Source organism: Cupriavidus pauculus (assembly GCF_003854935.1).
In the GTDB taxonomy this organism is placed as follows: domain Bacteria; phylum Pseudomonadota; class Gammaproteobacteria; order Burkholderiales; family Burkholderiaceae; genus Cupriavidus; species Cupriavidus pauculus_C.
In genome coordinates, this window is record NZ_CP033969.1 from 341,015 (window position 1) to 358,393 (window position 17,379).

The following is a 17,379-nucleotide window of genomic DNA, read 5'->3' on the forward strand; positions in this document are numbered from 1 at the left end:
TCCTTTTTCGCTTCTTTCGCAACGCGCCGCCACCGTGCAGATCGGTCCCCACACGCTCCGCAACAACCTCTTTGTCGCCCCGATGGCCGGGGTGACGGACCGCCCGTTCCGGCAGCTCTGCAAGCAGCTCGGCGCCGGCTACGCAGTGTCCGAGATGGTCGCGTCGAACGCCCAGCTGTGGAAAAGCGAAAAGACCATGCGGCGTGCCAATCACACGGGCGAGGTCGAGCCGATCTCGGTGCAGATTGCCGGCGCCGAGCCGTCGATGATGGCCGAGGCGGCGCGCTACAACGTCGACCGTGGCGCGCAGATCATCGACATCAACATGGGCTGCCCGGCCAAGAAGGTCTGCAACGTGGCGGCCGGGTCGGCGCTGCTGCAGAACGAACCGCTCGTGGTGCGGATCGTCGAGGCCGTGGTGGGCGCCGTGGGCGACCGCGTGCCCGTGACGCTGAAGATCCGCACCGGCTGGGACCGCGAGCACAAGAACGCGCTGCGCGTGGCGCGCATGGCCCAGGACGCCGGCATCAGCATGCTGACGATCCACGGCCGCACCCGCGCCGACCTGTACCACGGCGAGGCCGAGTACGAGACCATTGCCGCGGTCAAGGCGGCGCTGCGCATCCCCGTGGTGGCCAACGGCGACATCACGTCGCCGCAGAAGGCGCGCCACGTGCTGCAGGTGACCGGCGCCGACGCCATCATGATCGGCCGCGCCGCCCAGGGGCGCCCGTGGCTGTTCCGCGAGATCGAGCACTTCCTGAAGACGGGCGAGCTGCTGCCGTCGCCCGAGGTGGCCGAGATCCGCGCGATCATGAACCACCACCTGGCCGACCACTACGCGTTCTACGGCGAGTTCACCGGCGTGCGCACCGCGCGCAAGCACATCGCCTGGTACACGCGTGGGCTCAAGGGCGCGAACCTGTTCCGCCACCGGATGAACACGCTGGAAACCACGGACGCGCAGCTTGAGGCCGTGAATGCGTTCTTCGACGAGCAGGCGGCCATCTCGGACCGCCTGGTCTACGTCGACGACGCCGCCGCGCCGGACGCACAAGACAACATCGACAACAACAAGAAACGGGAACTGCTTGCCGCATGAGCCGCAACGCCATCGACCAATGTATCCGGGACAGCCTGGATACCTACTTTCGCGACCTGGACGGCGAAGTGCCGTCCAACATGTACAACATGGTGCTGGAGGCCGTGGAGCGGCCGCTGCTGGAAGCCGTGATGGTGCGCGCCGAGCGCAACCAGTCGCTGGCGGCCGCGTACCTGGGCATCAACCGCAACACCCTTCGCAAGAAGCTGCAGCAACACGGATTACTTTGACGCGTTCCCCCAAGCCATGATCAAGCAAGCACTCCTTTCCGTCTCCGACAAGACCGGCATCGTCGACTTCGCGCGCGAACTGAACGCGCTCGGCGTGACGCTGCTTTCCACCGGCGGCACCGCCAAACTGCTGGCCGACGCCGGGCTGCCGGTCACGGAAGTGGCCGACTACACCGGCTTTCCCGAAATGCTGGACGGCCGCGTCAAGACGCTGCACCCGAAGGTGCACGGCGGCATCCTGGCCCGCCGCGACCTGCCCGAGCACATGGCCGCGCTGGCCGAGCACAAGATCCCGACGATCGACCTGCTGGTGGTCAACCTGTACCCGTTCCAGCAGACCGTGGCCAAGGACGACTGCACGCTGCCCGACGCCATCGAGAACATCGACATCGGCGGCCCCACCATGCTGCGCTCGGCCGCCAAGAACCACCGCGACGTGACCGTGATCGTCGATCCGGCCGACTACGCCGTGGTGCTGGACGAAATGCGCGCCAACGGCAACGCCGTGGGCTACGACACGAACTTCCGCCTGGCGACCAAGGTCTTCGCGCACACGGCCCAGTACGACGGCGCAATCACCAACTACCTGACCAGCCTGGGCAGCGACAAGTCGCACCAGGGCCGCAGCAGCTACCCGCAGACGCTGAACCTGGCCTTCGAGAAGGTGCAGGAAATGCGCTACGGCGAGAACCCGCACCAGTCGGCCGCGTTCTACCGCGACCTGAAGGCCGTGGACGGCGCGCTGGCCAACTACGTGCAGCTGCAGGGCAAGGAACTGTCGTACAACAACATCGCCGACGCCGATGCGGCCTGGGAGTGCGTGAAGTCGTTCGAGGCGGCAGCCGGCGCGGCCTGCGTGATCATCAAGCACGCCAACCCGTGCGGCGTGGCGGTGGGCGCCAACGCGCTGGAAGCGTACGAAAAGGCGTTCAAGACCGACTCGACCTCGGCCTTCGGCGGCATCATCGCGTTCAACGTCGAGCTGGACGAGGCGGCCGCCCAGGCCGTGGCGAAGCAGTTTGTCGAAGTGCTGATTGCCCCGTCGTTCAGCACCGCCGCGCGCAACGTGTTCGCGGCCAAGCAGAACGTGCGCCTGCTGGAGATTCCGCTGGGCGGCGGCGTGAACCAGTTCGACCTGAAGCGCGTGGGCGGCGGCCTGCTGGTGCAGGGCCCGGACGCGCGCAACGTGCAGCCGTCCGAGCTGCGCGTGGTGACGCGCCGCCACCCAACGCCCAAGGAAATGGACGACCTGATGTTCGCGTGGCGCGTGGCCAAGTTCGTCAAGTCGAACGCCATCGTGTTCTGCGGCAACGGCATGACGCTGGGCGTGGGCGCCGGCCAGATGAGCCGCGTGGATTCGGCCCGCATCGCCAGCATCAAGGCCCAGAACGCCGGGCTGTCGCTGGCCGGCTCGGCCGTGGCGTCGGACGCGTTCTTCCCGTTCCGTGACGGCCTGGACGTGGTGGTGGACGCCGGCGCCACGGTCGTGATCCAGCCGGGCGGCTCGATGCGCGACGACGAGGTGATTGCCGCGGCCGACGAGCGCGGCATCGCCATGGTGCTGACGGGAACGCGGCACTTCCGGCATTAAGCCGGCGCCCGCCGCTTCATGCGCATCCTCGGCATCGACCCCGGCCTGCGGACCACCGGCTTTGGCGTGCTGGAAAAGCACGGCAGCAAGCTGGCGTACGTGGCGTCGGGCACCATCCGCAGCAATGGCGACGAAAGCCTGCCGCAGCGGCTGAAGACGCTCTACGACGGCATTGCCGAGGTGGCGCGCACCTACGCGCCCGACTGCGCGGCCATCGAGAAGGTGTTCGTCAACGTCAACCCGCAGTCCACGCTGATGCTGGGGCAGGCGCGCGGCGCCGCCATCTGCGGCCTGGTGGGCCAGGGGCTGACGGTGCACGAGTACACCGCGCTGCAGCTCAAGGTGGCCGTGGTCGGCTACGGCCGGGCCAACAAGGAACAGGTGCAGGAGATGGTGATGCGGCTGCTGTCGCTGTCCGGCCGCCCCAGTTCCGACGCGGCCGACGCGCTGGGCGTGGCGATCTGCCACGCCAACGGCGGCGACACGCTCGGCACGCTCGCCGGCATGGCGCCGGACCTGGCCCGCAAGGGGCTGCGCGTCCGGCGTGGCCGCCTGATCGGCTGATCGGCTGATCGGCCAATGCGCTTCGGCGGACCGCCCGTCCGCCGCCCTCTCCTCCCCCGCCCGGCTCGCTTAGAATTTGCGTTCGAGATCCCGCCAGGAACGCCCCCGATGCCGCACGCCCTTGCTCGCCGTCTTTCCCTTGCCGCCGCCACTGCCACGCTGATCGCGGGCTGCGCCACGCCGCCGCGCGCGCCGGTGGCTCCGGCGCCGCCGGCCGCGCAGGCCCCGGCGCCGGCCGCGACGGCCCGCCCGCCGGCCCCGCCCGCGCTGGTCATCGGCCACCGGGGCGCCAGCGCGCTGCGGCCCGAGCACACGCTGGCGTCGTACCAGAAGGCCATCGACGACGGCGCCGACATCATCGAGCCCGACCTGGTGGCCACGCGCGACGGCGTACTCGTGGCGCGGCACGAGAACAACATCACCGGCACCACCAACGTAGCCGAGGTGCCCGAGTTTGCGGGCCGGCGCCGCATCAAGGTCATCGACGGCGAACGTATCGACGGCTGGTTCACCGAGGACTTCACGCTGGCCGAGCTGAAGACGCTGCGCGCCCGCGAGCGCATTCCGAACCTGCGGCCCTACAACGCCAAGCTGAACGACCAGTTCGAGATTCCCACGCTCGACGAGATCCTGAAGCTGGCCGAACAGGCGTCGGCCCGGCGCGGCAGCCGCGTCGGCATCTATCCCGAACTGAAGCACCCGAGCTACTTCCGCGGCATCGGCCTGCCGCTGGAGGAAAAGCTGGCCGCCGCGCTGCAGCACAGCAGCTACGCCCGCACCGCGCCCGTCTACGTGCAGTCGTTCGAGGTAGGCCCGCTGCGCACGATGAAGCGGCTGCTGGGCGCGTCGATGCCCAACGTGCGGATCGTGCAGTTGCTGGGCAGCGCCCAGGGCCGCCCCGCCGACTGGCGCCTGGCCGGCGACAGCCGCACCTATGCGTCGATGCTGACCCCGCTGGGCCTGCGCGAGGTGGCCACCTACGCCAACGGCATCGGCCCCGAGAAAAGCCTGGTGATCCCGCGCGACCATGCCGGCGGCCTGGGCGCGCCCACGGCGCTGGTGGCCAACGCCCACGCGGCCGGGCTGACCGTCCATCCGTACACGTTCCGCCCCGAAAACAGCTTCCTGCCCCGGCCGCTGCGCGCGCCGGGCGGCGACGCCACGCGCAGCCCGGACGGCATGGTGCGCGAGGTGCAGGCGTTCATCGCGGCCGGCGTGGATGGCTTCTTCACCGACGACCCGGCGCTGGGCCGCCGCGCGGTGGACGGGCGCTGACCGGGCCATTGCGGCGCCCTGCGTTGCACGCGGCCGCGCTACACTGGCGCGCAATTCATCCTTCGCACCCATCATGATCGGACGCATCGCCGGCACCCTGCTCGAAAAGAACCCTCCGCACCTGCTCGTGGACTGCCACGGCGTGGGCTACGAGATCGCTGTGCCGATGAGCACGTTCTACAACCTGCCGGCCGTGGGCCATCCCGTGACGCTGCTCACGCAGCAGATCGTCCGCGAGGACGCCCACCTGCTGTTCGGCTTCGGCACCGCCACCGAGCGCAACACGTTCCGCGAGCTGATCAAGATCACCGGCATCGGCGCGCGGATGGCGCTGGCGGTGCTGTCCGGGCTGTCCGTGGCGGAACTGGCGCAGGCCGTGACGATGCAGGAAGCGGGCCGGCTGACCAAGATCCCCGGCATCGGCAAGAAAACGGCCGAGCGGCTACTGCTGGAGCTGAAGGGCAAGCTGGGCGCCGAGCTGGGCCACGCGCCGGGCACCACACCGGCGCCGGACAGCGCCGACATCCTGAACGCGCTGCTGGCGCTGGGCTACTCCGAGAAGGAAGCCACGCTGGCCATCAAGCAGGTGCCGGCCGGCACCGGCGTGTCCGAGGGCATCAAGCTGGCGCTCAAGGCGCTGTCGAAGGGCTAGGACGCGGCCCATGGCGGGTAGAATGGAGCCATCCCGCCTGTGACCCGCCATGATAGAAACCGACAAGCTGACTGGTGACCGCCCGCCCGAGCGCGTCATCGCCGCCACGCCCGCCTCCACCCAGGAGGAAGCCTTCGAACGCGCGCTGCGGCCCAAGCTGCTGGACGAGTACGTGGGCCAGGAAAAGGTGCGCGGCCAGCTCGACATCTTCATGCACGCGGCCCGCAAGCGCCGCGAGGCACTGGACCACGTGCTGCTGTTCGGCCCGCCTGGCCTGGGCAAGACCACGCTGGCGCACATCATCGCGCGCGAGATGGGCGTGAACCTGCGCCAGACGTCCGGCCCGGTGCTGGAACGGCCCGGCGACCTGGCCGCGCTGCTGACCAACCTCGAAGCCAACGACGTCCTGTTCATCGACGAGATCCACCGGCTGTCGCCCGTGGTCGAGGAAATCCTGTACCCGGCGCTGGAGGACTACCAGATCGACATCATGATCGGCGAAGGCCCGGCGGCCCGCTCGGTCAAGCTGGACCTGCAGCCGTTCACGCTGGTGGGGGCCACCACGCGCGCCGGCATGCTGACCAACCCGCTGCGCGACCGGTTCGGCATCGTGGCGCGGCTGGAGTTCTACACGCCCGACGAACTGGCGCGCATCGTGGCGCGGTCTGCGCACCTGCTCAACGCGGCCATCGACCCGGCCGGCGCGCTGGAGATTGCCCGCCGGGCGCGCGGCACGCCCCGGATTGTCAACCGGCTGCTGCGCCGCGTGCGCGACTACGCCGAGGTCAAGGGCGACGGCACCATCACGCGCGATCTGGCCGACAAGGCGCTGGCGATGCTGGACGTCGACACGGTCGGCTTCGACTTGATGGACCGCAAGCTGCTGGAGGCCGTGCTGCACAAGTTCGACGGCGGCCCGGTGGGCGTGGACAACCTGGCGGCCGCCATTGGCGAGGCGCGCGACACGATCGAGGACGTGCTGGAGCCGTATTTGATCCAGCAGGGTTACCTGCAGCGCACCCCGCGCGGGCGCGTGGCCACGGCCGCCGCGTATCGCCATTTCGGCCTGGCCACGCCCCGGTCGGACGCCGGCGGCGACATGTTCGACGCCCCCTAGCCCGCCATCGCGGGCCGTCAATTAAACGTTTTCTCAGGGCCTGCAAATTTTTTCGAAGTGGATTGCCCGCCTATGGCGGGTTGTCCACAATGGCTGCATCCTTTTTACAAAACGCGCCTACGCGCCTTAAGGACTGCCATGAAACTGCGAGCCAGAACCGCCCTTTCCGCCGCCGCCTGCCTGATGTTCGCCTGGGCCGGCGCCGCCCATGCGCAAAAGCCGTCGACGCCCGCGCCGATCGGCGTGGCCGAGGAGGCCGTGGTCAGCGGCAAGGTGGTCGACATCGACGCCTCGACCAACGCGGTGCTGGTGCAGGGCCCGCGCGGCAACCTGGTGGAGATCGTGGCCGGCGACGAGGCCAAGAACATCGGCAACGTCCGGAAGGGCGACATCGTCACGCTGACGCGCGGCGCCGCCATCGTGGCCGCGCTGGAGCCGATCGGCAGCAAGGACACGGCGCTGATGGAACAGGTGGAGCGCGTGTCGCGCGCGCCCGAGGGCGGCAAGCCCGGCGTGATGCGCGAGATCACCACGACCATCACCGCGCAGATCACCAACGTCGACACGGCCCGCCGCACGGTCACGTTCCGCGGCCCGCGCGAGACGCTGCGCACCGTCAAGGTCCAGGACCCGAACATCGACCTGGCATCGATCAAGAAGGGCCAGATGGCCAAGTTCGTAATCAAGGAAGTGGTGGCGATCACGGTCAAGGCGCCGGCCGCCGGCTGAGCCGCCTCCCCCCCTCCCTCTGACGCAGCACCTATTCCAGGAGACGACAAATGGATCGACGTCAGTTCGTGACCCGCGTGGCCGGGTCGGGCCTGCTGGTGGCCACGGCCGCCTTTGCGGCCGGCTGCACGACCACCGGCACCGGCGCCGGCACCGATGCGGCGGCCAAGCGCAAGGAAATCGACGCCGGCGCGGACGGCGCGCTGAACCGGCTCTATGCGTCGGTGAAGAACGCCCAGGAGCTGGGCAACCGCGCGCAGGGCATCCTGATCTTCCCGCGCGTGCTGTCCGGCGGGCTGGTGGTGGGCGGCGAGTACGGCGACGGCGCGCTGCGCAGCAAGGGCGCCACGCAGGGCTACTACCGGACCATTGCCGGGTCGATCGGCCTGACCGCCGGCGGCCAGTCGCGCTCGGTCATCATCATGTTCATGACGCCCGACGCGTACAACAAGTTCGTGCAGTCCAAGGGCTGGACCGTGGGCGCCGACGCCAGCGTGGCGCTGGCCAAGGTGGGCGCCAACGGCATGGTCGACACGGTCACGGCCCAGCAGCCGGTGATCGCCTTCGTGCAAACCAACGCCGGCCTGATGGTCGATGTGTCGCTGAACGGCGCCAAGATCAGCAAGCTGGACCTGTAGCGGTTCGATGGTGCCGCCCCGCCGCCGGGGTGGCAGATGGACGATGCCCGGCTCCGGCCGGGCTTTTTTTCGTCCGTGCGACGCATCCGCCGCGCCGCTGGCATAATCGCCCGAAACCTGTCCCCGCCCCCGGATCTCCCCATGCCCGACCCGCTTGCCGCCCCCGCCCCCTCCGGCCACACCGGGCGCGTCTATCGCTACTACGACCTCGTGATGGTGGCGTTCGTCACGGTGCTGCTGTGCTCGAACCTGATCGGCGCGGCCAAGGCGGCGCAGGTGACGCTGCCGGTCATCGGCCCGGTCACCTTCGGCGCCGGGGTGCTGTTCTTCCCGGTCTCGTACATCTTTGGCGACGTGCTGACCGAGGTCTACGGCTACGGCCGCGACCGCCGCGTGGTGTGGGCCGGCTTTGCGGCGCTGGCGTTTGCCACGTTCATGGCCTTCGTGGTGCTGCGCATGCCGGTGGCGCCTTTCATGCACGACTACCAGAAGAGCCTGGAAGACGTGTTCGGCAACACCTGGCGAATCGCGCTGGGATCGCTGATCGCGTTCTGCTGTGGCAGTTTCGCCAACAGCTACACGCTGGCCAAGATGAAGCTGTGGACTGGCGGGCGCTGGCTGTGGACGCGCACGATCGGCTCGACGCTGGCCGGGGAGCTGGTCGATTCGTCGCTGTTCTACGTGATTGCGTTCTACGGGATCTGGCCGCTGGAAAAGGTCATCCAGGTAGCCATCGCACAGTACGTGCTGAAGACCGGCTGGGAGGTCGTGATGACCCCGGTCACCTACAAGGTGGTGGCGTTCCTGAAGCGTGCCGAGAACGAGGACTGGTACGACCGCGACACGAACTTCACGCCGTTCCGGCTGCGCGTCTGAGGGCCGGGCCGGAGTTCAAGGAACCCGGCGGTCGACCTCGTCGAGCGTCAGCGCTTCCAGGTGGCTGACATCGCCCCATTGCAGCAGCGTCAGGTTGGCGCTGTCGCAGCGCAGCCGGTTGACGCTGGCGTTGAGCAGTTCATGCGTGCGCGGCGCCTCCAGCGTCATGCCGGTGGCTTCGCGATACAGGCAGTCGAGCACGCCGCCGTGGGCCACCAGCGCGATCCGCTCGCCCGGATGGCGGCGCGACAGCGACAGCGCCACCTCCACCGCCCGCTCGTGGAATTCGCGCAGCGACTCGCCGCCGGGCGGCGCGTAGTCGGGCACGCGGGCCTGCCAGCGCGCGAAATCCTCGGGACGCTTTTCCGCCACCTCGGCATAGGTCATGCCTTCCAGGTCGCCATAGCAGCGCTCGCGCAGCCGCGGCTCGGCGCGCACCGTCAGACCCAGCGCCTGGGCCAGCGGCGTCGCCGTTTCGCGGGCACGGCCCAGGTCGCTGGTGTACACCGCGTCGATCGGCTCGCCAGTCAGCGCCTCGGCCAGCGCGCGGGCCTGCGCCCGGCCCGTGTCGTTGAGCGGGATGTCGATCTGGCCCTGGAGCCGCCGTTCGCGGTTCCAGGCCGTCTCGCCATGGCGGATCACGATCAGGTGGGTGTAGGCCAGCGACTGCGGGCCGGAGCTTTGCAACATGCCGGTTCCTTGGGGGCGACGGATTCGGTTCGGGCGCCAGCTTGCCTACTGGCCCGCCTGCTGCAGGAGCCGGGGGTTGAGCGTGTAGGTGCCGGTGTAGCTGGCTTCGGCCAGCACGTGGCCTTCGATCGCGCGGCGCACATCGGCCCCGGTGAAATGGCCTTCCACGGGTACGCGGTCGATATCCAGCGCGTACACCGTGAAGATGTAGCGGTGCGGGATGGCATCGTTCCACGGCGGGCACGGGCCGTCATAGCCGAAGTAGTGGCCCTTCATGTCCTCGTCGCCGGCAAACCAGCCCGTGTAGTCGTTCACGCCATGGCGCAGGCCGCCCGCGGTGGCCGTGCCCACCAGCGCCTCGGGGCCGGGCTTGCCGCGCGCGATCACGCCGTCACTGTGCGTCGCGGCCGAGATCGTGTTCAGGCCGGGCGGAATGTCGATCAGCACCCAATGGAAGAAGTCCACGCGCGGCAGCGACGCCGGCACCTCGCGGCCTTCCTGGTTCACGTCGTCGCCCCGGCTCGGGACGTCGGGATCGTGCGCCAGCAGCACGAACGACCGCGTGCCGGCCGGCACGTCGTCCCAGTGCAGGTCCGGGTTGCGGTTGGCCGACAGCGTGACATGGGCCGCGGCATCCGGCACGCAGAACGCGAACTCGCCGGGGATCGGCGCGTTGTCCGCAAAGGCGTTGCTCCACAGTTTCATGGCAATCTCCTTCGATATGTCAGGCGGCGCCCGTCAGGCCGTGCCGGCCGGCGGCACGCGCAGCCAGAACGTGACGGGACCATCGTTGGTGAGGCTGACCTGCATCATGGCGCCGAATTCTCCGGTCTGGACCGTCGGATGCGCGGCGCGGGCGCGGGCCACGAAGTGATCATAGAGCCGGCGGCCGTCCTCGGGCGACGCCGCCGGGGTAAAGCTGGGGCGCGTGCCGCTGTTGGTATCGGCCGCGAGCGTGAACTGGGACACCACGAGCAGCCCGCCCGCCGTGCCGTTGCCGTCGATGTTCTGCACCGGCAGGTTCATCCGGCCCTCGGCATCGGCAAACACGCGGTACGACAGCAGCTTGGCCAGCAACCGCTCGGCCTGGGCCTCGGTGTCGCCGCGCTCGGCGCAGACCAGCGCCAGCAGGCCGGCGCCGATCTCGCCGGTGGTCCGGCCGCCGACGGTCACGCGGGCCTGCGATACGCGCTGGATCAGGGCGATCATCGCGGGCTCAGGCCAGCGTCACGCGCGCAAAGCGGCGCTTGCCCACCTGGACCACGTAGGTGCCGGCGGCGATCTTCACCGCCTTGTCGCTGACGGTCTCGCCATCGATCTTCACGCCGCCCTGCTCGATGTTGCGGTTGGCTTCCGACGTCGACGGCACCAGATTGGCCTGCTTGAGCAGTTGCGCGATGCCCAGCGGCGCGCCGGCCAGGCTGACCGCCGGGATGTCGTCGGGAATGCCGCCGCGGGCGCGGTGGTTGAACGCCTCCAGCGCCGCCTCGGCATCGGCCTGGCTGTGGAAGCGCGCCACAATCTCCTGCGCCAGCGCCACCTTGCAGTCGCGCGGGTTGCGGCCCATCGCGATCTCCTGTTTCATCAGGTCGATCTCGCTCATCGGCCGGAACGACAGCAGCGTGAAGTACTGCCACATCAGGTCGTCCGAGATGCTCATCAGCTTGCCGAACATGTCGTTCGGGGCCTCGGTCACGCCGATGTAGTTGTGCTTGGACTTCGACATCTTCTCGACGCCGTCCAGGCCCACCAGCAGCGGCATGGTCAGGATGCACTGCGACTCCTGGCCGTATTCCTTCTGCAGCTCGCGCCCCACCAGCAGGTTGAACTTCTGGTCGGTGCCGCCCAGCTCCAGGTCGGACTCCAGCGCGACCGAATCGTAGCCCTGCATGAGCGGATAAAGGAACTCATGGACCGAAATGGGAATCCCAGACCGGAACCGCTTGGTGAAGTCGTCGCGCTCCATCATGCGGGCCACGGTGTACTTTGCGGCAAGCTGGATCATGCCGCGCGCGCCGAGCGGATCGCACCACTCGCTGTTGTAGCGGATCTCGGTGCGGGCCGGGTCCAGCACCAGGCTGGCCTGCCGGTAGTAGGTCTGGGCGTTGGCCTCGATCTGCTCGCGGGTCAGCGGCGGGCGCGTGCTGTTGCGGCCCGACGGATCGCCGATCGTCGACGTGAAATCGCCGATCAGGAAGATCACCTGGTGACCCAGGTCCTGCAACTGGCGCAGCTTGTTGAGCACGACCGTGTGGCCGAGGTGGATGTCGGGCGCGGTCGGGTCCAGGCCCAGCTTGATGCGCAGCGGCACGCCGGTGGCCTCGCTGCGCGCGAGCTTCTGGAGCCACTCGGATTCGACCAGAAGCTCGTCGCAGCCGCGCTTGGTGATCTCCAGTGCGCGCATCACCGACGGCGTAAGTGGATATTGGGGCGCGGCGGCCGAGGACACTTCACTCATGACGTAAGTCTTTGAAATCTATAAAGAAATTGCGACGGACGGCCAGCATTGTTCTGGTATAATCCGCGCTTCGTGCCTGACGGACCCGATCCGTCGGCCGGCCGCCAAGCAGGCGGCACACAGACAACGCCCGCACCGCACCTCGGGGGAGGAAGGCAGACGAGACATATCGTCGCGGCAGCGGCCTGGCAATACCGAAAGCTTGAATTCTACGTGATGTGGTCTAGTCTCCGCGAAGTTTTCGCGCGTGAGCTGGTGGTCCTTGTCGACCCTACGAATCCCCAGCATGCGCGCCGCCGCAAGCAGTTGACCGTTGCCGTCGGCACGGTCTTCACGCTCGGCATGGCGGCCGCGATGGGCGTTGCCCCCCGCAACGCCTTCGACGATCCGCTCGCCCCGCGCGTGCAGCAGCCCCTGCGCATGCCCGACGTCAGCGAGCAGCTTGCCCAGTTGACCGAAGCCGATGGCGGCAGCGTCTACGTGCGCCAGGAGCGCATGCAGCGCGGCGACACCATCGCCACGCTGCTGCGCCGGCTTGGCGTCGAGGACCCGGACGCCCAGGCGTTCATCCTCAAGAATCCCACCGCCCGCGGGCTGTTCAGCCTGAACCCGGGCCAGACCGTGCAGGCCGAGATCGACGACAGCAACCTGCTGGTGTCGCTGCAGGCCAACCTGGGCGGCGACGCCACGGCGTCGCGCGAACTGGTGATCGAGCGCGTGGCGCCAAAGAAGGACGGCGGCGACTACACGTACAAGGCGCGCATCGCGTCGGTCGACAACGACGTGCACTACGAGATGGCGTCGGGCGCGATCGACGCCGCCGGCTTCTTCAAGTCAATGGACGCCGCTAACGTGCCCGACGAGGTGGTCAGCCAGATGATCTCGATCTTCTCGGGCGTGATCGACTTCCACCATGACATCGCCCGCGGCGACCGCTTCCGCATCGTCTACGAGGCCGGCTTCCGCGACGGCGCATTCGTGCGCAACGGGCGCGTGGTGGCCATCGAGCTGATCAACCGCAACACGCTGTACCAGGCGCTCTGGTATTCGCCCGAGGACGGCGAGCCCGGCGCGTACTACACGTTCGATGGCCGCAGCATGAAACGGCCGTTCCTGCGGTCGCCGGTCGAGTATTCGCGGATGTCATCGGGCTTTGGCGGCCGCGACCATCCGCTGCACCACCAGTGGGCCCAGCACAAGGGCGTGGACTTTGCCGCGCCGCAGGGCACCAAGGTCTTTGCCACCGGCGATGCCACCGTGGAGTTCGTCGGCCAGCAGAACGGCTACGGCAACATCATCGTGCTGCAGCACGCGGGCGGCTATTCCACGTACTACGCCCACCTGTCCGGCTTTGCAGGCATCCGCGAGGGCCAGCACGTGAACCAGGGCCAGGTGATTGGCTATGTGGGTTCGACGGGCTGGGCGACCGGGCCGCACCTGCACTACGAATTCCGCTACAACGACGTGCCGCAGAACCCGCTGACCACGACGCTGATGGAAGCGCCGACGCTGACCGGCAAGTCGCGCGCGGAATTCCTTTCCTACACGAGCGCCATGCTGAGCCGCATCAACATGCTGCGCACCTACAACGTCCTGACCGCCAGCAACTGATCCATGTCCGTCTCGTCCAGCGAGTGTTATGTCGGCCTGATGTCGGGCACCAGCATGGACGGGGCGGATGGCGTGCTCGTCGACTTCTCGGGGCCGCAGCCGGTGGTGCTGGCGGCGGCCCACACCCCCTTTCCCGATAACCTGCGCGCCGCGTTCGGCGCGCTCCAGCAGCCTGGCGAGGATGAGATCCACCGCGAGGCCGTGGCCGCCAACGCGCTGGCGCGCGTCTATGCCGACTGCGTGGCCGAACTGCTGAAGGTGGCGGGCCGCGATCCGGCCGAGGTGGCCGCCATCGGCGCGCACGGGCAGACGATCCGGCACCGGCCCGGCCTGTACGACGGCATCGGCTACACGCGGCAGTCGCAGCATCCGGCGCTGCTGGCCGAGCTGACCGATATCGACGTGGTGGCGGATTTCCGCAGCCGCGACATCGCCGCGGGCGGCCAGGGCGCGCCGCTGGTGCCGGCCGTGCACGCCGCGCTGTTCGGCGCCCGCGACGAAACGCGCGTGATCTGCAATATCGGCGGTATCTCCAATATCAGCATCCTGCCGGCGGCCAGCACAGGCCGGCCGGTGACGGGCTTTGACTGCGGCCCGGGCAATGCGCTGCTCGATGCGTGGATCCATCGACATCGCGGCGTGGCCTTCGACGATGGCGGTGCCTGGGGCGCGAGCGGCCAGGTGCATGCCGAGTTGTTGGCCCGGCTGCTGGCCGAGCCCTACTTCCGCGCGCCGCCGCCCAAGAGCACCGGGCGGGACCTGTTTCATCCGGGCTGGCTACAGGACGTGCTCGATGGCCTGCCCACGCCGCCCGATCCGGCCGACGTCCAGGCGACGCTGGCCACGCTGACGGCTACGGCCATCGCGCGCGACGTCCAGTCGCACGCCCCGAACGCGCACCGGCTGATCGTCTGCGGCGGCGGCGCGCGCAACGCGCACGTGATGGCGATGCTGGGGCAGTTGCTGCCCGGCGTGACCGTCCAGACCACCGACGACTTCGGCGTGCCGGTCTCTCAGGTGGAGGCGCTGGCCTTTGCCTGGCTGGCGCGGCAATGCGTGCGCCGCGCGCCGGGCAACGTGCCGACCGTCACGGGCGCGGCCGGGCCGCGTGTGCTGGGGGCGGTCTACCCGCGCTGAAACCATCGGCCCGCGGCAATAAAAAAAGCGCACCGGGTGGTGCGCTTTTTTCTGGCAAGGCCGTAGGGCCAGGCGTCAGACCGAGAACGACGAGCCGCAACCGCAGGTGGTCGAGGCATTCGGGTTCTTGATCACGAACTGGGCGCCGTTGATGTCTTCCTTGTAGTCGATCTCGGCGCCAACCAGGTACTGGTAGCTCATCGAGTCGATCAGCAGGGTGACGCCGTTCTTGACCATCGTGGTGTCGTCTTCGTTGACGTCTTCATCGAACGTGAAGCCATACTGGAAGCCGGAGCAACCGCCGCCCTGCACGAACACGCGCAGCTTCAGTTCGGCATTGCCCTCTTCCTCGATCAGTTGCTTGACCTTGTCGGCCGCGCTGTCGGTAAAGACGAACGGTGCCGGCACGTCCTCGGTAACGGGTGCCTCTGCGACTGCGTTCATGGGGATTCTCCTGGTTAGATACGCCCGTATTCTAAGCGCTACTCACAAATCGTGCCGAAACCCTTTGTTTTCAAGGGGCTCTGGACGTTTTCGCCACTCAGGCCGGCACCTTGGCATCGGCCGGGGCCTTGTCGCCATCGTCGGCCGGCTCGGCCGTGGCAGCGGGTTCTTCGTTGACCTCGGCAGGCGGCATATGGTTCGGCAAGGCCTTGATCTCGCCCTGGACCAATGGCACCAGGCGGCCTTCGACGATGGCGCCTTGATGCATCTCCAGTGCCGCATAGCGCACCTCGCCATAGACGCGCGCGTTGGCCTGCAGCTCCAGCAGCTCGGCGGCATGCACCGGCCCGGTCACGGTGCCGTTCAGGATCAGATGGTCGACGCGGACTTCCCCCTCGACCACGCCCTTCTCGCTGATCACGAGCATGCTGGGCTTGCCGTCCGCCGCCAGTACGTTGCCGCGAACACGGCCGTCGAGCCGCAAGCCCCCGGAAAAGGTCACATCGCCCTCGATCGCGGCGTCCTGGCCTACCAGCGTATCGATGGACAAACCCTTCTTCTTCGAAAACAGCATGTTCAACCCCCCTCGTGTCGCAGACCCGGCCGCAGCGTCCGGTATGTCGTCCCCTGGCGGCAACCGCGCCAAATGGTCGCCAGCGATCGTCTATTCCTGTGTTCTGCAGGCCCGTGATTGTATCGCCACGCGATCCCCACGCTGATGAAAAGTGTAAGAAATGGCAAGCATGTGCCAAACCGTGATGGCGCCCGCGCAACGGACGAAAAAAACCGCACGACGAAGCGTGCGGTTTTCTGGGTGCCGGATCCGCCCGAAGGCCGGACCCTGCAGGAAGCGGATTAACGCTTCGAGAATTGCTTGCGGCGGCGTGCCTTGTGCAGACCAACCTTCTTACGCTCGACTTCACGGGCGTCACGGGTGACGTAGCCAGCCTTCGACAGGGCCGACTTCAGCGTGGCATCGTAGTCGATCAGGGCGCGCGTGATGCCGTGGCGCACGGCACCGGCCTGGCCGGTTTCGCCACCGCCGGTCACGTTGACCTTGATGTCGAACGTTTCGGCGTGAGCGGTCAGCTCCAGCGGCTGGCGCACGATCATCAGCGAGGTTTCGCGAGCGAAGTACTCGTTGATGGGCTTGCCGTTGACGACGATCTCGCCCTTGCCCGACTTGATGAAGACACGAGCCACAGCGCTCTTGCGGCGGCCAGTACCGTAATTCCAGTTACCGATCATGGATTGGCCCCCTTAGATTTCCAGCACCTTGGGCTGCTGTGCGCCATGCGGATGCTCGCCTTCGGCATAAACCTTCAGCTTCTTGATCATCGCGTAGCCCAGCGGACCCTTCGGCAGCATGCCCTTAACAGCCTTTTCCAGGGCACGGCCCGGGAAGCGCTGCTGCATCTTGCCAAAAGTGGTTTCGTAGATACCGCCCGGGTAGCCCGAATGGCGGTAGTACTTCTTGTCCTGTTCCTTGGTACCCGTCACGCGCAGCTTGGCTGCATTGACGATGATGATGAAATCACCGGTGTCGACGTGAGGAGTGAATTCCGGCTTGTGCTTGCCGCGCAGTCGGCGTGCCACTTCGCTGGCAACACGGCCGAGGACCTTGTCCGTCGCGTCAATCACGTACCAGTCGCGCTTTACCTCTGCAGGCTTGGCGGAAAAGGTCTTCATGATTTTTCCTGAATTTTGAAAACTGCCCGAGATGACGGTCGCCGTTTTAGCGTCCTGTCGAACGGCCGGCCCTTTGGACCTGACCTTCCTGCTTGTATCTGCAGGCTCTCCCTGAATCTCTTCCGGGGGCAATGACCGGAAAGCCGACGATTATACTGTCCGCGGCGCCGATCGCACAAGCAAAGATGTGGCTTTTCGTCAAGATGGCGGCCGGACGCCCGGGAAGCGCCGCCAGCGCCACAGCGGGCGCTGTGGCGGGCCTTGCAATCGGCGAAAAAAAACCCAAGTCGGTTTGGACTTGGGTTTGAATCCACCAAAGGAGGAGGGTGGAGGAGACACCGGGCGATCGACGGGGCCGGTCATGGCGGGCGGTGCGAGGGGCGATGGGGTCTGAAACCGGCTTCGCTTTCGCACTCTGGCGCGCTCTCGTGCGCCGTCGTTCGATGGAATGGATTATACATACGGGTCCGGTGGATGCAAGAAAATTTGCAGTGTGAAATGGCATATCATTATGCGAAATGACGAATCCAGCGCAGACGAATACCATAAATCCATATAAATCAAAAACTTAAGTGC

General features: G+C 67.5%; 20 protein-coding genes. 12 read left to right on the forward strand and 8 right to left on the reverse strand.

Going from position 1 to position 17,379, the window contains the following annotated elements; translation table 11 throughout:
* Window positions 1–34: 34 nt before the first annotated feature.
* From dusB to EHF44_RS03290, 10 genes are all read left to right on the forward strand, one after another.
* Window positions 35–1,102 (forward strand): tRNA dihydrouridine synthase DusB, encoded by a 1,068-nt coding sequence (dusB, locus tag EHF44_RS03245; protein WP_124682418.1) that lies wholly within the window; start codon window positions 35–37, stop codon window positions 1,100–1,102.
* Entirely contained in the window at window positions 1,099–1,332 is a 234-nt protein-coding gene (locus tag EHF44_RS03250; protein ID WP_061954782.1) for a Fis family transcriptional regulator, read from the forward strand. The genes dusB and EHF44_RS03250 overlap by 4 nt, the downstream gene beginning before the upstream one ends.
* A gap of 16 nt (window positions 1,333–1,348) precedes the next feature.
* Window positions 1,349–2,923: a bifunctional phosphoribosylaminoimidazolecarboxamide formyltransferase/IMP cyclohydrolase gene (gene purH / locus EHF44_RS03255; RefSeq protein WP_124682419.1), complete on the forward strand. Its 1,575-nt coding sequence runs from the start codon at window positions 1,349–1,351 to the stop codon at window positions 2,921–2,923.
* Window positions 2,924–2,941: 18 nt separating this feature from the next.
* Window positions 2,942–3,487, forward strand: a complete 546-nt coding sequence (gene ruvC / locus EHF44_RS03260) for a crossover junction endodeoxyribonuclease RuvC (RefSeq protein WP_124682420.1) — start codon at window positions 2,942–2,944, stop codon at window positions 3,485–3,487.
* Between the two features lie 108 nt (window positions 3,488–3,595).
* The gene (locus tag EHF44_RS03265; RefSeq protein ID WP_124682421.1) at window positions 3,596–4,762 is read left to right on the forward strand and encodes a glycerophosphodiester phosphodiesterase; all 1,167 of its coding nucleotides are present in this window, start codon (window positions 3,596–3,598) and stop codon (window positions 4,760–4,762) included.
* A gap of 73 nt (window positions 4,763–4,835) precedes the next feature.
* On the forward strand, window positions 4,836–5,414 hold the full coding sequence (ruvA, locus tag EHF44_RS03270; RefSeq protein ID WP_124682422.1) for a Holliday junction branch migration protein RuvA: 579 nt from the start codon (window positions 4,836–4,838) through the stop codon (window positions 5,412–5,414).
* Window positions 5,415–5,463: 49 nt separating this feature from the next.
* Window positions 5,464–6,531 carry a Holliday junction branch migration DNA helicase RuvB gene (gene ruvB / locus EHF44_RS03275; protein WP_124682423.1) on the forward strand — a complete coding sequence of 356 codons (1,068 nt, stop codon included), beginning with the start codon at window positions 5,464–5,466 and terminating at the stop codon, window positions 6,529–6,531.
* Window positions 6,532–6,669: 138 nt separating this feature from the next.
* Window positions 6,670–7,260, forward strand: coding sequence for a hypothetical protein (locus tag EHF44_RS03280; protein ID WP_124682424.1), 591 nt, complete (start codon window positions 6,670–6,672; stop codon window positions 7,258–7,260).
* Window positions 7,261–7,310: 50 nt separating this feature from the next.
* Window positions 7,311–7,898, forward strand: a complete 588-nt coding sequence (locus tag EHF44_RS03285; protein WP_124682425.1) for a BPSL1445 family SYLF domain-containing lipoprotein — start codon at window positions 7,311–7,313, stop codon at window positions 7,896–7,898.
* Between the two features lie 141 nt (window positions 7,899–8,039).
* On the forward strand, window positions 8,040–8,774 hold the full coding sequence (locus tag EHF44_RS03290; RefSeq protein ID WP_124682426.1) for a queuosine precursor transporter: 735 nt from the start codon (window positions 8,040–8,042) through the stop codon (window positions 8,772–8,774).
* 15 nt (window positions 8,775–8,789) lie between these two features.
* Here the strand turns inward: EHF44_RS03290 and EHF44_RS03295 are convergent, their stop codons facing one another.
* From EHF44_RS03295 to tyrS, 4 genes are read right to left on the reverse strand one after another with little or no spacing between them, the layout of a single operon-like run.
* On the reverse strand, window positions 8,790–9,464 hold the full coding sequence (locus EHF44_RS03295) for a histidine phosphatase family protein (protein ID WP_124682427.1): 675 nt from the start codon (window positions 9,462–9,464) through the stop codon (window positions 8,790–8,792).
* 45 nt (window positions 9,465–9,509) lie between these two features.
* Window positions 9,510–10,169, reverse strand: a complete 660-nt coding sequence (locus tag EHF44_RS03300; RefSeq protein ID WP_124682428.1) for a YbhB/YbcL family Raf kinase inhibitor-like protein — start codon at window positions 10,167–10,169, stop codon at window positions 9,510–9,512.
* A gap of 33 nt (window positions 10,170–10,202) precedes the next feature.
* Window positions 10,203–10,673 carry a D-aminoacyl-tRNA deacylase gene (gene dtd, locus EHF44_RS03305; RefSeq protein ID WP_124682429.1) on the reverse strand — a complete coding sequence of 157 codons (471 nt, stop codon included), beginning with the start codon at window positions 10,671–10,673 and terminating at the stop codon, window positions 10,203–10,205.
* Window positions 10,674–10,680: 7 nt separating this feature from the next.
* A complete protein-coding gene (gene tyrS, locus EHF44_RS03310; protein ID WP_124682430.1) occupies window positions 10,681–11,922 on the reverse strand; it encodes a tyrosine--tRNA ligase in 1,242 nt (413 codons plus the stop codon).
* 216 nt (window positions 11,923–12,138) lie between these two features.
* Between tyrS and EHF44_RS03315 the strand changes: the two genes are divergently transcribed.
* Both EHF44_RS03315 and EHF44_RS03320 read left to right on the forward strand, forming a co-directional pair.
* Window positions 12,139–13,533: a M23 family metallopeptidase gene (locus EHF44_RS03315; RefSeq protein WP_124682431.1), complete on the forward strand. Its 1,395-nt coding sequence runs from the start codon at window positions 12,139–12,141 to the stop codon at window positions 13,531–13,533.
* Window positions 13,534–13,536: 3 nt separating this feature from the next.
* The gene (locus EHF44_RS03320) at window positions 13,537–14,670 is read left to right on the forward strand and encodes an anhydro-N-acetylmuramic acid kinase (protein ID WP_124682432.1); all 1,134 of its coding nucleotides are present in this window, start codon (window positions 13,537–13,539) and stop codon (window positions 14,668–14,670) included.
* A gap of 75 nt (window positions 14,671–14,745) precedes the next feature.
* On the opposite strand, the gene erpA is transcribed toward EHF44_RS03320, so the two are convergent.
* The 4 genes from erpA to rplM all read right to left on the reverse strand — a co-directional run bounded on the left by erpA (window position 14,746) and on the right by rplM (window position 16,803).
* Window positions 14,746–15,114: an iron-sulfur cluster insertion protein ErpA gene (gene erpA / locus EHF44_RS03325; RefSeq protein WP_092135946.1), complete on the reverse strand. Its 369-nt coding sequence runs from the start codon at window positions 15,112–15,114 to the stop codon at window positions 14,746–14,748.
* A 97-nt stretch (window positions 15,115–15,211) separates the two neighbouring features.
* Complete coding sequence (locus EHF44_RS03330) at window positions 15,212–15,688, reverse strand: bactofilin family protein (protein WP_124682433.1); 477 nt, start codon at window positions 15,686–15,688, stop codon at window positions 15,212–15,214.
* A 281-nt stretch (window positions 15,689–15,969) separates the two neighbouring features.
* Window positions 15,970–16,362 (reverse strand): 30S ribosomal protein S9, encoded by a 393-nt coding sequence (gene rpsI / locus EHF44_RS03335; RefSeq protein WP_124682434.1) that lies wholly within the window; start codon window positions 16,360–16,362, stop codon window positions 15,970–15,972.
* A 12-nt stretch (window positions 16,363–16,374) separates the two neighbouring features.
* Complete coding sequence (rplM, locus tag EHF44_RS03340) at window positions 16,375–16,803, reverse strand: 50S ribosomal protein L13 (protein WP_124682435.1); 429 nt, start codon at window positions 16,801–16,803, stop codon at window positions 16,375–16,377.
* Between the last annotated feature and the right edge of the window lie 576 nt (window positions 16,804–17,379).